At 41.2% G+C, this 15,021-nt stretch carries 12 protein-coding genes; 10 read left to right on the top strand and 2 right to left on the bottom strand.

The annotated features are described in order from the left end of the window. Nucleotides 1-125 precede the first annotated feature (125 nt). Nucleotides 126-611, bottom strand: a complete 486-nt coding sequence (locus tag Xish_RS13400; RefSeq protein WP_099118265.1) for a methylated-DNA--[protein]-cysteine S-methyltransferase — start codon at nucleotides 609-611, stop codon at nucleotides 126-128. A 1,262-nt stretch (nucleotides 612-1,873) separates the two neighbouring features. Between Xish_RS13400 and proV the strand changes: the two genes are divergently transcribed. The 8 genes from proV to emrB all read left to right on the top strand — a co-directional run bounded on the left by proV (nucleotide 1,874) and on the right by emrB (nucleotide 10,236). After that, nucleotides 1,874-3,076 (top strand): glycine betaine/L-proline ABC transporter ATP-binding protein ProV, encoded by a 1,203-nt coding sequence (proV, locus tag Xish_RS13395; protein ID WP_099118264.1) that lies wholly within the window; start codon nucleotides 1,874-1,876, stop codon nucleotides 3,074-3,076. Continuing rightward, a complete protein-coding gene (gene proW / locus Xish_RS13390; protein ID WP_099118263.1) occupies nucleotides 3,066-4,247 on the top strand; it encodes a glycine betaine/L-proline ABC transporter permease ProW in 1,182 nt (393 codons plus the stop codon). The genes proV and proW overlap by 11 nt, the downstream gene beginning before the upstream one ends. A gap of 34 nt (nucleotides 4,248-4,281) precedes the next feature. Continuing rightward, nucleotides 4,282-5,250 (top strand): glycine betaine/L-proline ABC transporter substrate-binding protein ProX, encoded by a 969-nt coding sequence (gene proX, locus Xish_RS13385; RefSeq protein WP_425274997.1) that lies wholly within the window; start codon nucleotides 4,282-4,284, stop codon nucleotides 5,248-5,250. Between the two features lie 201 nt (nucleotides 5,251-5,451). Beyond that, nucleotides 5,452-6,216, top strand: coding sequence for an AzlC family ABC transporter permease (locus Xish_RS13380; protein ID WP_099118261.1), 765 nt, complete (start codon nucleotides 5,452-5,454; stop codon nucleotides 6,214-6,216). A 44-nt stretch (nucleotides 6,217-6,260) separates the two neighbouring features. Then, nucleotides 6,261-6,596, top strand: coding sequence for an L-valine transporter subunit YgaH (gene ygaH, locus Xish_RS13375; RefSeq protein ID WP_099118260.1), 336 nt, complete (start codon nucleotides 6,261-6,263; stop codon nucleotides 6,594-6,596). 129 nt (nucleotides 6,597-6,725) lie between these two features. Continuing rightward, entirely contained in the window at nucleotides 6,726-7,241 is a 516-nt protein-coding gene (gene mprA / locus Xish_RS13370; RefSeq protein WP_099118259.1) for a transcriptional repressor MprA, read from the top strand. Nucleotides 7,242-7,470: 229 nt separating this feature from the next. Then, nucleotides 7,471-8,685, top strand: coding sequence for a multidrug efflux MFS transporter periplasmic adaptor subunit EmrA (emrA, locus tag Xish_RS13365; protein WP_099118258.1), 1,215 nt, complete (start codon nucleotides 7,471-7,473; stop codon nucleotides 8,683-8,685). 9 nt (nucleotides 8,686-8,694) lie between these two features. Beyond that, a complete protein-coding gene (gene emrB / locus Xish_RS13360) occupies nucleotides 8,695-10,236 on the top strand; it encodes a multidrug efflux MFS transporter permease subunit EmrB (protein ID WP_099118257.1) in 1,542 nt (513 codons plus the stop codon). 97 nt (nucleotides 10,237-10,333) lie between these two features. On the opposite strand, the gene Xish_RS13355 is transcribed toward emrB, so the two are convergent. Beyond that, nucleotides 10,334-11,383 (bottom strand): tRNA/rRNA methyltransferase, encoded by a 1,050-nt coding sequence (locus tag Xish_RS13355; protein ID WP_099118256.1) that lies wholly within the window; start codon nucleotides 11,381-11,383, stop codon nucleotides 10,334-10,336. A gap of 135 nt (nucleotides 11,384-11,518) precedes the next feature. Between Xish_RS13355 and Xish_RS13350 the strand changes: the two genes are divergently transcribed. Both Xish_RS13350 and Xish_RS13345 read left to right on the top strand, forming a co-directional pair. After that, nucleotides 11,519-12,190, top strand: a complete 672-nt coding sequence (locus Xish_RS13350) for a tRNA-uridine aminocarboxypropyltransferase (protein ID WP_099118255.1) — start codon at nucleotides 11,519-11,521, stop codon at nucleotides 12,188-12,190. A 126-nt stretch (nucleotides 12,191-12,316) separates the two neighbouring features. Further along, nucleotides 12,317-14,959, top strand: coding sequence for a bifunctional acetate--CoA ligase family protein/GNAT family N-acetyltransferase (locus tag Xish_RS13345; RefSeq protein ID WP_099118254.1), 2,643 nt, complete (start codon nucleotides 12,317-12,319; stop codon nucleotides 14,957-14,959). Nucleotides 14,960-15,021 lie beyond the last annotated feature (62 nt).

The following is a 15,021-nucleotide window of genomic DNA, read 5'->3' as shown; positions in this document are numbered from 1 at the left end:
GTCCACTGTCTGCAACATAGATCACGAAACATATAACCGAATGTAAAAAAACACACTTTTTGTTTAATTACATTGATTGATTTTATACGCCAATGGTGATTTCACAAATAAATTAGCGTTTTATTTTAATTCTGTTTACTTTTCACCTTTCTATTCTTTTCATGATCAAGTAACCACCTTTTGATGTCCAGCCCACCGGTATAGCCAACCAATTTACCATCATGTCCAATCACGCGATGGCAAGGCACAATTAATGAAATAGGGTTGCGTGAATTTGCCATACCGACTGCACGACAATAATTTACCGATCCCAACGTGAGTGCCAATTGTTTATAACTCCACATTTCGCCATAAGGAATTTTACAAAGTTGCTGCCAAACACGTTGTTGGAATTCAGTTCCCTGCATACTTAAAGGAACAGTAAACGTTAGTCGTTTCCCTTTAAAATATTCCTGCAACTCTTTCGCGCACTGCTTGGTTATCACACTCTTCGATTCTAATTCTTTCTTTTCATTGACGAAATAGATACTAGTTACTCCTTCATCGTCCGCAGTGATATGTACATAAGGCTTAGGAAATCCTTCTGGAGTATTCTGGTAATGATGATACATAAACTACCTCCATTTAATTTATTATTAAAAATTTCAGTACTAGCCTAAATCTCTCATTCATCAATTTGCAATGATGAATTCGGTTACACATCTGACAATTTGATAAAGAAATCATCGCACCCTCTGACAATTAAAATTATGGCTCTGCCAATAAGTTATGACATTTTATTTTTAATGTCACCCATTTAAAAAATATTAAAACACTACATATAGATAAAAAAATCAAACAAAACACTATATACAATATAATTTTCATAATTAAATTATCTCAATATTATATAAATATGTTAATTTTTATTATCATTAAATAATATAGCATCCAGAAATTTTACTAGAAGTGTTATCATTTATGGCAAACATAACGGTATGCCATTGGTCGATTCCAAGTTAGAAAACCACAATCGAGAACTAATTCACCTAAAAGAGATACACTACACTGTTGCCAATCAACTCAATGGTGAGAAAAAGCCAGTTATATCCAAGTATTAACAACGTTCACTCACAAACTGTGTGAAGATCATTTTACTGTCATTCAACCCTCTGATTCTTTTCATAATATTGATAATTTTCTATTCCTGGCGTGGTGAAATGGCGAATCAAACACAATGAATTTCAATTTGTTATTTCATCAATGAGTAGATATTAAATTCCATATCTATTAACACGTTGTTTAATATAAAAACGCATTAAAAAATGTTCTGAAAATATTCAAAACATAGAAAATATATAAAACAAATATCGAGCACTGGATTTTAATTCCACACTATGTAGTTAATCAATTATAAAAAACAATAAATACAAATGACATATGCTATTGTTATAGCATTATTTACATATCGAAAAACTCCATTTTAAGTCTTAAAAATTGAATTACACTCACTCATAAAAAAAATATATTATGATGTTAATTTAAACATATCAATTTTTCATGGGTTTTCCCATGATTAGAATATTCGCCATTACATACTTAAAGAAAGCATAAAAACCATTATAATCAATGCAATACCCCCAAGTAAATTAACCCATAATGATGACTTTTTTGTTTTCTGAAAAAACTATTTACACAATTGAATTTCATTAAATTAATATTCAAAAATTCACCTCAGCATCCCAATATTATGTCATGGTAAAATATAATTTTTTATTAATAATGCTAAATAAAGGGTTGCCAGTGCATTTTAATATGTTAGGGTATATGTTGGTAAAATATCAGCGGAGTAATTGAACGCAATATATCATCAACAACAGGAAAATATTATTCCATGACTGTTAAACTTGAAGTTAAGAATCTCTATAAAATATTTGGTAATAATCCTGAGCCAGCATTTAAGTTATTAGCATCTGGTCTCAGCAAAGAACAAATACTTGAAAAAACAGGTCTCACCGTCGGTGTTCAAGATGTCAATCTGGCCATTGAAGAAGGCGAAATATTTGTGATCATGGGATTATCTGGTTCAGGTAAATCCACATTAGTACGTCTTCTCAATCGTCTGATAGAGCCTACCAAAGGCCATGTACTTATTGATGGCGAAGATATTTCCACCATCACAGAAACTCAGCTAAGGAATGTTCGCCGCAGCAAGATCAGCATGGTCTTCCAGTCTTTTGCTCTGATGCCGCATTTGAACATTTTGGAGAATACGGCGTTCGGTATGGAGCTTGCCGGCGTTCCCAAAGAAGAGCGCCATCAAAAAGCACTTGAAACGCTACAACAAGTCAATCTCGAAAGCTACGCTCTATCCTATCCCAATGAACTTTCCGGTGGTATGCAGCAACGTATTGGGTTAGCCAGAGCTTTAGCTAACAATCCCGATATTTTGTTAATGGATGAAGCCTTCTCGGCTCTCGATCCTTTAATCCGTGCCGAAATGCAAGATGAGTTACTGCGCTTGCAAGGGGAGCATCAACGTACTGTTGTTTTTATTTCCCACGATTTGGATGAAGCAATGCGTGTCGGTGATCGCATAGCCATCATGCAGGATGGGATTGTCGTTCAGGTCGGCACGCCTGATGAAATTATGAACACCCCCGCTAATGATTATGTCAAAACATTCTTTCGTGGTGTGGATGTTGGACATGTCTTCTCAGCCAAAGATATTGCCCGCCGCCGGCCAGAAACATTGCTTCATGCCGCGACAGGTTTTGGCCCCCGCTCTGCATTGAAAGTGCTGGATAATGAAGACAGAAATTATGGCTATTTAATCGAAAAAGGTCAGAAGTTTATTGGCGTAGTATCTGTCAATTCCTTGCAACAAGCATTGGCAGAAAAGAAATCCATTGAGCATGCCATCTTGGAAAAACCAACTGCCGTTTCGGCAGATATTCCGCTGAACGAATTGATATCCACTGTCGCGCAATCTCCCTGTGCCGTTCCTGTCATAGATGACAATAGTCGTTATTTAGGTGTCATTTCCAAAGGAATATTGCTACAGGCCTTAGATAAGGAGGCTCCCAATGGACAATAACTCCCCACAGACAGTCACTGAACCCTCCAACAGCAGTGATCCTTGGATGGACAGTGGCACCGTTGCTCCTTCATCAAACCACGACTGGCTGAGTACGTCTGCAACCCATGTTCCTCCAGAACACTTTAGTTTTATGTCACCTTTTCAACATAAGCTAATTCCGTTTGACTCATGGGTGACCAATATCATCGATTGGGTTGTCGTACACTTCCGGCCTGTTTTTCAAGTCATCCGCGTTCCAGTCGATTTTGTCCTCAGTGGTTTTGAACAGTTCCTGACAACATTGCCTCCTCCCATCACCATTTTGTTTTTTGCTCTACTGGCCTGGCAAGTTGCTGGTGCAGGAATAGGCATTATTTCTTTAATTTCGCTGATCATGATTGGTGCAATTGGGGCATGGTCAGAAGCGATGATAACCATGGCTCTGGTGCTAACCGCCCTACTGTTCTGCCTTGTCATTGGGCTTCCTCTTGGGATCGGATTGGCTCGCAATGAACGGCTAGCCAAAATTGTTCGCCCCTTACTGGATGCCATGCAAACCACCCCTGCTTTCGTTTATCTCGTTCCCATCGTAATGCTGTTTGGCATAGGTAACGTCCCCGGTGTCATCGTTACCATCATTTTTGCGTTACCTCCCATTATTCGCCTGACAATTTTGGGAATAAAACAAGTTCCATCAGATTTAATTGAGGCCGCCAGATCGTTTGGGGCAAGCCCACGGCAGATGCTGTTTAAAGTTCAACTGCCGTTGGCGATGCCTACAATTATGGCAGGGGTGAATCAAACATTGATGTTAGCGCTTTCTATGGTCGTTATTGCTTCCATGATTGCGGTTGGCGGCTTGGGGCTGATGGTATTACGCGGTATTGGCCGTCTTGATATAGGATTGGCAGCCGTTGGCGGCACCGGAATTGTTATTCTTGCCATTATCCTTGATCGCTTGACTCAATCCTTGGGTAAAGACCATCGAACCAGAGGAGGGCGCTGGTATCACTCTGGGCCAATAGGATTACTGCGCCTGCTTTTTCTCTCAATCCGCTCAATTAAGAAAAAAAACGCTCATCAAAACCCTGCCCATCAAAATAATACACCCAAAGCAATATCCGACCTGGCAACAAAAGGAGGAAGTCACCATGCGCATAATCACCTTATGCAAAGAGATCATGAATAAGGGGAGAATTTTTGCCGCGCTTCTCATGATATTCATGAGTCTCTCATTATCCTCAATAGCATCTGCCACTGATCTTCCCGGCAAAGGTATCAGTGTACAACCGCTACAAAGTACAATCAGTGAAGAAACATTTCAGACATTGATTGTCTGCAAGGCCTTAGAAAAACTCGGCTATGATGTCAAACCTATCAAAGAAGTTGATTATAACGTCGCTTACACCTCCATTGCTTCTGGTGATGCTACATTTATGGCCGTCAATTGGGTGCCGCTCCATGATGCCCCATACAAAGCTGCCGGAGGAGATAACATCTTCTATCGCAAGGGAAGTTATGTTGTAAATGCGGCTCAAGGGTATCTTATTGATAAAAAAACCGCAGAAAAATATCACATCACCAATATCGCTCAATTAAAAGATCCTAAACTTGCCAAACTGTTTGATAGTAATGGGGATGGAAAAGCAGATTTGACAGGCTGTAACCCTGGATGGGGGTGTGAAAGAGCGATCAATCATCACTTAATTGCTTATGGATTGAAAAATACCGTGGAACAAAACCAAGGCAATTATGCGGCTATGATGGCTGACACTATTGCCCGTTATCGGGCAGGTAAACCTATCCTTTATTATACCTGGACACCTTACTGGGTGAGTGATGTACTGAAACCTGGAAAAGATGTCGTCTGGCTTCAAGTCCCCTTCTCTGCTACCGGTGAGGGAGAAACCATCAGTACTCAGTTGCCTAGTGGCCGTAACTATGGCTTCCCCCCCAGTTCCATGCATATCGTGGCGAACAAAGCGTGGGCAGAAAAGAATCCTGCTGCGGCGAAACTTTTTGCTGTTATGACCTTACCTATTGCTGATATCAGTGCTCAAAATCAGTTCATGCATAACACTAAAATTTCAGAAGCTGATATTGAACGCCAGGCTGAAAACTGGATCAAAACACATCAGAAAACGGTAGATGGTTGGCTAAAAGCAGCCAGAAAAGCCGTTCACAAGGCATAAATTAACCTTTCCTTCATCCTGCACCTGGGTAGCTATGAAAATATTAACAAAACTCACAGCTATCCAGTATACACTCCTCTATCATTATCAACTCCTTTGTTCTCAATGATATTATTTAAATAATTTATATATTTTATATTTTCACTTTCATCATATTTTGTTAATGTTGTTTTATCTGTTAACAAAAAAATAAAATACTCCATGCCAATGTCTGATAAATCTGCGTCTGATATACCAATATCTGATACTTCAGAATTCGGGAATACTCTACCAAACAAGGCTTCTTCCTTTAAAGACGGTATTTGGGACAGTCTTCCAATCGCCATTGGTTATATTCCCATCTCTTTTGCATTTGGTTTGAGCGCCACTAAGCTGGGATTTACTCCCATAGAAGCCATATTTTTTTCATGTGTCATTTATGCAGGCGCCAGCCAGTTTGTCATCACTGCTTTACTGAGTGCAGGAATGTCATTGTGGTTTTCTGCGCTAACCGTAATGGCAATGGATATCCGCCATATTTTGTATGGCCCAGCCTTACGTTATCGCATCAAACAAAAATTATCGGAAAAGAAAACTGTTATTTGGGCATTTGGCTTGACTGATGAAGTTTTTGCCGCAGCAACAACCAAATTAATTAAAGACCAGCGGAGTTGGAGTGAAAACTGGATGGTCGCCATTGCAATATGTTCCTGGCTCTCTTGGGTACTGGGCACCGTAGCCGGAGCTATATTGGGTAATGGTTATTTGAGTTCTTATCCAGCTATTGAAGCGGCCATGATATTTATGCTTCCGGCTCTATTCTTAAGTTTTTTGTTAGCATCTTTCAAAAGAGAAAATACCTACTGTAGTATCGCTGCTTTACTAGGCGCATTAATGGGAATCACATTTTTTTCAATCCCTATCGCCATTCTTGCGGGGATCATCAGTGGATGTTTAGCAGCACTTCTGCAAACTAAAAATGCATGATTAATACCTTACATAATTAATATATTACATAATTAGCTCATTATATGATTGATAATAAAATACTTCTTATCGGACTCATTGTAGGCACTGCCAACTTTTTATTCCGCTATCTTCCTCTGCGTCTGGGTACCAATCGCTCACCGACAGCAAAAAAAGGAAAGATGAGCATCATACTCGACAGTATTGGTATTGCATCAATTTGCTCACTCCTTATCGTCTCAAGCATTCCTGACGTCATGAAGGAACACAACAAATTTTTTCCAACTTTAATTGGCTGCCTAACCATTTGTCTGTTTTTCTACAAAACTCGAAGCATCATTATTTCAACACTGTCTGGTGCCGTAGTTTTTGGAATAATATTCAAAGTATTTATGAATTAGGTATCAATATTAAAAGAAATATGATGATAATAAATAACTATAATTGCTAAATTTAACTTTTAATATAGTATTTGTATGGTTTTTAACAAAAGTTACTTTACCGGTTGAAACTAATAAGGTATCTAAACAATGGAAAGTTCATTCACTCCCACAGAAGAGTTACTTAATTGCCGTGTAGCACAGCAAAAAAGCTTGCCCTATCAAGAGATATTACTGACTCGTTTATCCATGCATGTCCAGAGTAAGCTTCTGGAAAATCGCAACAACATGCTGAAATCACAAGGAATCAATGAAACCTTGTTTATGGCTCTGATGATTCTGGATACCAAAGAAAGCCGTAGCATTCAGCCATCAGAACTTAGTGCTGCATTAGGCTCTTCCCGTACAAACGCAACCCGCATTGCAGATGAATTAGAAAAACAGGGCTGGATAGAGAGAAAGGAGAGCCATAATGATCGTCGTTGCCTCCATCTTCACCTCACAGAAAAAGGTTCAATTTTTTTGAACAGTTTACTTCCACCACAGCATGAGTGCCTGATTAAACTTTGGTCTATTCTAGATTCTGAGGAGAAAAAACAGTTAGAAAAATTGATGAGAAAAATTTTGGGGCAATTAGATAATATTGGGGATTGTTTAAGTAAGTGATTGCCCTTCTTCTGGGTGGTTTTGAACCAAGAAAACATGTTATAGCAACATGACCTAAAAAAACTTTTCTATTAGCCTGTATCATTAGATACTTCGTATGGCTAACTATTACCTTCAGGTAATACTTAAACCCATATCGTTCATCTCTTCCAGTAGTGTAAGCGCACACTACTGGAAGCGTGTTTCGTCCTGTCGAGCCACAAGTTAAAAACAAATATGGGGACTCTCCATGAATATTAGTGAGAAAGCACAACTTCCGTCTAGCGAAAAACAATCTCCTGAAAAGGTGAAAACAAAAAATAGTACTAATAAACAGAAACGCCTCCGTATCATTACGTTATTGACGTTTTTTTTCCTTATACTTGGCGCTGGTTACACTATTTACTGGTTTCTCACTTTACGTCACCACCAAGAAACTGATAATGCCTATGTTACAGGTAATCAGATACAAATCATGTCGCAAATTGCGGGCAGCGTCGTGACTGTCAATTTTGACAATACTGATTTTGTCAAAAGTGGTCAGTCTCTCGTCCGGCTTGATCCCCGTGATGCCGAATTAGCTTTGGAAAGAGCTAAAAATGAATTAGCCAATACTGTCCGAGTCACTCACCAACACCTGATCGACAGTGAAAGATATCAAGCTATCATTGAGCTAAAAAAAATTGCACTCAGAAAAGCCCAACATGATCTTAATCGACGGGAAATATTGGGAAATCAAGATTTAATTGGTAAAGAAGAATTGCAACATATGCGTGAAACTGTCTCTGCTGCCCAAGCGGATTTGGATGTCGCAATAGCTCAATATAAAAGCAATCAAGCCATTATTCTGGATACTCCGCTGGAAAAACAGCCAGCTATCGAAAAAGCGGCCTCCGATGTCCGTGATGCCTGGCTCGCCTTACAGAGAACCAATATTGTCAGCCCGGTTGATGGTTATGTCGCTCGTCGTAGTGTTCAGGTAGGTTCTCGTATCAATTCAGGAACACCATTGATGGCAATTGTAACCACCAACAATATGTGGATTGAGGCTAATTTCAAAGAAACCCAACTGGCAAATATGCGGATTGGACAGCCAGCTAAAATCATCAGTGATTTCTATGGTGACAATATTGTCTATACCGGCAAAGTTGCAGGTATCGATATGGGCACCGGTAGTGCCTTTTCCCTATTGCCAGCGCAAAATGCCAGCGGAAACTGGATTAAGGTTGTACAACGCTTGCCTGTCCGTATTGAGCTTGATCCTAAACAATTAAAACAACATCCCTTGCGAATTGGGTTATCAACAAAGGTCATCGTGGATACAACGAACACTGATGGAACTGTTCTGGCAACCACCGAACGTACCCTTCCGGCCTATCAGACCAATGCTTTGACGATAGATATGGCCCCTGCAAACAAAATAGTTACTGACATTATTAATAGTAATGCGGGAAATCAAATTTAAGGGGGGATCATGGTCACAAGAGAACCGCTTGCAGGTACGAAACTCGCCCTTTTGACCATTACTCTTGCAATGGCGACGTTCATGCTTGTTCTCGACTCTACCATTGCCAACGTCGCCATACCGACGATTGCTGGTAATCTGGGTGCGTCAAGCTCACAAGGGACATGGGTGATTACTTCCTTTGGTGTCGCAAACGCAATTTCCATTCCAATTACCGGTTGGCTGGCAAAACGTATTGGTGAAGTGAAATTGTTCCTCTGGTCTACCGCTATTTTTACGCTTTCATCCTGGCTGTGTGGTCTTTCCAATAGCCTCAATATGTTGATTTTTTTCCGTATTATGCAAGGGCTGGCCGCAGGTCCCGTACTCCCTCTTTGCCAGAGTTTGTTACTAAATAATTATCCACCAGCGAAACGGAACATGGCATTAGCTCTGTGGTCAGTGATGATCGTTGTTGCCCCCATTTGTGGACCTATTCTTGGCGGCTATATCAGTGATAACTACCATTGGGGATGGATATTTTTTATCAATATCCCCCTTGGTATCGCAATTATCTTCGTCATCATGCAGCTATTGCGCGATCGGGAAACAAAAACAGAGATCCGCCCGATCGACGTGACAGGGCTGTTTTTGCTAGTCATTGGTGTAGGCAGCCTGCAAATTATGCTTGACCAAGGCAAGGAACTTGATTGGTTCAGTTCCAATGAGATTATTGTTCTGGCTATTACTGCCATTATCACACTGATTTTCCTGATTATATGGGAACTGAACGATGATCATCCAATAATCGATCTATCCTTGTTTAAGCAACGTAATTTTTCCATTGGTACATTGAGTACGAGTCTCAGTTTCATGATGTACTTTGGTACAATTGTCTTACTGCCGCAACTATTGCAAGAGGTTTTCGGTTATACCGCAACCTGGGCTGGCTTTGCGGCTGCGCCTGTAGGATTGCTGCCACTGTTACTGTCACCGGTTATTGGCAAGTTTGGCCATAAGATGGACATGCGCTATATCGTGATATTCAGTTTCATCATATACGCTATTTGCTTTTACTGGCGAGCATATACCTTTGAGCCGGACATGGATTTCGCTGCCGCTGCATGGCCTCAATTTGTTCAAGGACTTGCCCTGGCATGTTTCTTTATGCCGTTGACAACTATTACATTATCCGGATTAGAGCCAGAACGAATGGCCTCAGCTTCCAGCCTGTCAAATTTCACCCGTATATTGTCGGGTTCAATCGGAACATCCCTCACAACCACAATGTGGACACAACGTGAATCGATGCATCATTCGAACCTTACAGAGTACATCAACCCATATAACCCTAATTACCAGCAAATACATCAGCAATTAGCTCAATTGGGCATGAATGATGAACAAATATCAGCTTATCTGGCAAAACAGATCACTCATCAAGGGTTAATTATCTCTGCCAATGAAATCTTTTGGCTTTCAGCGGGTATATTTCTTGTTTTGACATTATTGATCTGGCTGGCAAAACCGCCTTTTTCTGCCGGAGGTAAAGATCACGGGGGAGCGCATTAAACTTGTTACATTGAATCTAGTGATCTTAACGGGAGTGAGTACTCCCGTTAAGAAAAATGCCACAATAACTTAATAAATAAAGGAAATAAGGTTCTGTCTATCTAGCCAGAGCCTTATTCTGACGCCACCATTCCGCCAGCATAATACCAGTTGCAACAGAAACATTCAGGCTTTCTACCCGACCCGTTCCGCCAATAGAAAGACGGATGTCACCATCTTGCCAAATGCTGTCACTTAATCCGTCACTTTCCTGCCCCAATACCAAAACCATTTTTTCTGGTAATGTTGCTTGTGCCAGTGTTGCGCTACCTTTATGACTTGATGTGGTCACAATTGTGTAGCCTTGGTTGCGAAATTTATTCAGCGTAGCCGTGAACCCATCCGCATCAATGCCTTTGATGTGTTCAGCGCCTCCTTCTGCTGTACGAACAGCGGCACCTGATTCCAGCATCGCTGTATCCTGTAAAATCATACCCTGCACACCAAAATGCGCACAACTACGCATGATTGCACCGAGATTATGTGGATTACCTACGTTTTCCAGTGCCAGCACACAATCTTTTGCTGGTGCCTGTTGCAAATAGGTTTCCGCATCCAAACCATTGCGTTTCTTAATCAGGAAACATACGCCACCGTGATGTTCTGTACCTGATGCCTTGGATAGTTCTTCGTTGTCAACTACATGGTAAGCTTTGCGATTTGCCGCCATCCATTTCAAAGCATCGCGGAAACGCGGAGTAACTGATTGAACAAACCAGGCTCGAACAATCGCATCAGGGCGGTTCTGGAACATTGCCTGACAAGCATTTTCCCCATAGATGCGAGTTTCCTCCAAACGCTGACGACGAAGCTGCTCAGGATCAATGCTGCTTTTGCCGCTAATACCTTGATGCTCTGATTCAAGAAATTCACTCTCTGGACGGGAGACTGTTCTCCACGGAGAACGATCACCTGAGCGCTCTGGGCGTTCATTGCCACGACGGCGGTCACCCTGATCACGCCCTTTACCAAACGGACGGTTATCACTCTTACGGCTGTCACTGTTTTTACGACGATCTCCGCCTTTACGGTTATCGTTATTGTCCTCACTATTGCGGACATACATTACTTTGACTTTGCCGTTCTTACCACTATAGGAATCGTTCATTTATTTCTCCAACTGCGTTATGGCGCGAAGATTACCCGATGTAAGCGCCCGAAGCTACCTCTGGTAACGACAATCCATTAAAATATCCGCTAATTTTTTTACTGATTTTATCCACGAACATGTTTGAGTTCTTAAATGAGAAATAACAACGCCGTTTATCAGCTTCGCCAACGTCGCCTTGCCCGCTCTACCCGCCCTTTTCTGGCAAGGGGATGCCGAGTGCAGCGTTGCCTGCATTGTTTATTACCCCAAAAAAAATGTCTGTGTGAAATGATTTCATCTGCAAATGCAGAAAGCCGCTTCTGTCTCATTATGTTCGATACTGAGCCTATGAAACCCAGTAATACGGGAAAATTGATTGCAGATATTCTGCCCGATACACTGGCTTTTCTTTGGTCTAGAACAGAGCCTGATCAACAACTGCTTGAAGTATTGCGTGATCCAACCCGACAACCCTACCTGATCTTCCCAGACAGTTATGCTACGCCTCCTCGTACGGTGTATCAGACGCTCCCCGCTAACCAAAAACCACCGCTGTTCATTATATTGGATGGCACTTGGCCAGAAGCAAGAAAAATGTTTCGAAAAAGCCCATATTTGGATGATATTCCTCTATTGTCTATTAATAATATTGCCAAAATGGACTATTTACTTCGGATACCCTCCAGAACAGAACAACATTGTACTGCCGAAGTCGCGGCTACAGCACTAGAATTGGCAGGAGATATTAAGGCGTCACAATCATTATTGAACCATTTCAACCACTTTCGTAAACAATATCTGGCAGGAAAGTCTAATCATCTGTAGGGATAACTCACAGTAATGCTTGACAATCCGCGCTAAAGTGACTGATGGTGGCTAAAGTTATTCATAGTAATTGTTTAATCAACAGTGATTGTTTATTGATGTGATAACTGATAAGGAACTCCAAGAATGAGCCAGCGCGGACTTGAAGCATTGTTACGCCCTAAATCTATCGCCGTTATTGGTGCTTCTGAAAAGCCAGAAAAAGCCAGTTCAGTGTTGATGCGAAATTTGTTAATGGGTGGATTTACAGGACCTATTCTCCCCGTAACACCAAATAAATATGCCGTTCTGGGTGTGTTAGCCTATCCTTCTATCGATAAATTACCATTACCTCCTGATCTGGCTGTACTTTGTACTCATCACAGTCGCAATTTGTCTTTACTAGAGCAACTGGCTCAACACGGATGCAAAACCGTCATTATTTTATCCTCCCCGCCATCACAATTTACTGAATTGAAACAGTACAGCCAAAAACATCATCTTCGAATTCTGGGACCAAATAGTCTTGGCATCTTAGCGCCCTGGAGCGGGCTAAATGCCAGTTTTTCGCCAATCCCTATTCTTAAAGGTAAACTGGCTTTTATTTCACAATCAGCCGCGATATCTAACACTATTTTGGACTGGGCCAATCACCGTAATATTGGTTTTTCGTATTTTATTGCTTTGGGTGACAGTGTTGATATTGATATTGATGACTTACTCGACTTTTTAGCAAGAGACAGTAAAACCAGCGCCATTTTGTTGCATCTCGAACATATCAGTGATGCCCGCCGTTTTCTTTCTGCTTCCCGAAGTGCTTCACGCAATAAACCTATTCTAATCGTGAAAAGCGGCCGTACCCGGCAAGTTCAGAAATTACTAGGAGAACAACAAAATTTCGATGCTGCTTATGACGCAGCAATTCAACGTGCCGGATTACTGCGTGTACAAGATACACATGAAATGTTCTCCGCAGTGGAAACATTGAGTTTTATGCGGCCATTGCGCGGAGAACGTTTATTAATCGTCAGTAATGGTGCAGCACCTGCAGCAATGGCGTTAGATGAGCTAGTAAGGAGAACTGGTAAACTCGCTATATTAGGTGAGGAAATGATCAAGAGATTGTCTGGTATACTTCCTGATACGCTGCTTTTACGTAACCCATTGGATATCGGTGATGACTCCTCCACCGAACGATATATTGCCGCACTCAGGTTACTTTTAGATAGTCATGATTATGATGCCTTATTGTTAATCCACTCTCCTAGTGCCATATCTTACAGCCAGACTACAGCGGTCCGGGTTATACAAACCATTAAAGAGCATCCCCGTGGAAAATGGCTTCCTATTTTCACTAATTGGTGCGGAGAATATTCTTCGTTGGAAGCCCGACGCCTGTTCAGTGAGGCAGGTATCCCGACTTATCGGACGCCAGAAGGTGCCATTACCGCCTTTATGCATATGGTGGAATATCAGCGAAACCAAAAACAATTAAAAGAAACACCATCCTTGCCCATTGGCATCACATCGAATACGGCTCGAGCCCATGAATGTATACAGAAAGCGCTTGATAACGGAAATATCCAACTGGATACCCATGAAGTACAACCTATCCTCGATGCTTACGGTTTAAATACTTTACCGACTTGGATCGCCCATACCAGTGATGATGCGATCAATATCGCAGAAAAAATTGGCTATCCCGTGGCATTAAAACTTCGCACCCCTGATATTCCACATAAATCAGAAGTTCAGGGAGTGATGCTTTACTTGCGCAACGCTGATGAAGTTAAAGCCGCCACACAAGCGATTATTGAACGTGTTAAACAAAACTTCCCGCAAGCCAGGATTCATGGTTTATTAGTACAAAGCATGGCTAATCGAGCTGGCACCCAAGAGCTGAGAATTGCTATTGAACAAGACGAAATATTTGGTCCTTTAATCATGCTAGGCGAGGGAGATATTGATTGGATGCATGAAACTCAGGCGGCTGTCGCCCTTCCTCCCCTTAATATGGCACTCGCCCGTTATTTGGTTATTCAGGCAATTAAGAGCGGTAAAATAAAATCTGGTGGTTCACTTTTGCCGTTAGATATTCTTGCTCTCAGCCAGTTATTGGTCAGAGTCTCTAATCTTCTGATCGATTGCCCTCAAATTACTCGTATGAATATCCACCCACTGCTTGCATCAGGCAATGAGTTTACTCTACTGGATGTGACAATGGAGTTGATGCCAGTAACAGGTGATCCCCGCAGTAGATTGGCTATCCGGCCTTATCCTAATGAACTAGAAGAAACTATCTATATCAAAGATGATTTTGAATGCTTGCTGCGACCAATCTTGCCGGAAGACGAACCTTTACTTAAAGCATTTATTGGCCAAGTAACAAAGGAAGATCTTTATTACCGCTATTTCAGTGAAATTAGCGAGTTTACGCATGATGATCTCGCAAACATGACCCAAATTGATTACGACCGAGAGATGGCATTCGTGGCGATCCGCCACCCAGCAACAACACCTGAAATTATTGGTGTCGCTCGTGCTATGGCTGATCCCGATAATATCGAAGCTGAATTTGCGATATTAGTTCGATCAGATCTCAAAGGGATTACGTTAGGCTATCAGCTTATGGCTAAACTGATTAATTATACAAGAGAACATGGTATTCAGGCACTAACAGCCATCACTATGCCTGAAAATCGCAATATGATCCAACTTGCGAAAAAACTTGGATTTAGCATTGATATACAGTTAGAAGACGGCATTGTTAATCTTATGTTAAAACTCTAGCAAAAAATAAATTCAATATGCATATTGTGATGAGTGATAAAAAATGCTCACTCCGTGATAGA

Source organism: Xenorhabdus ishibashii (genome assembly GCF_002632755.1).
In the GTDB taxonomy this organism is placed as follows: Bacteria; Pseudomonadota; Gammaproteobacteria; order Enterobacterales; family Enterobacteriaceae; genus Xenorhabdus; species Xenorhabdus ishibashii.
Note: the sequence above shows the minus strand (reverse complement) of the source record. Positions and strands in the feature narration are given on the sequence as shown.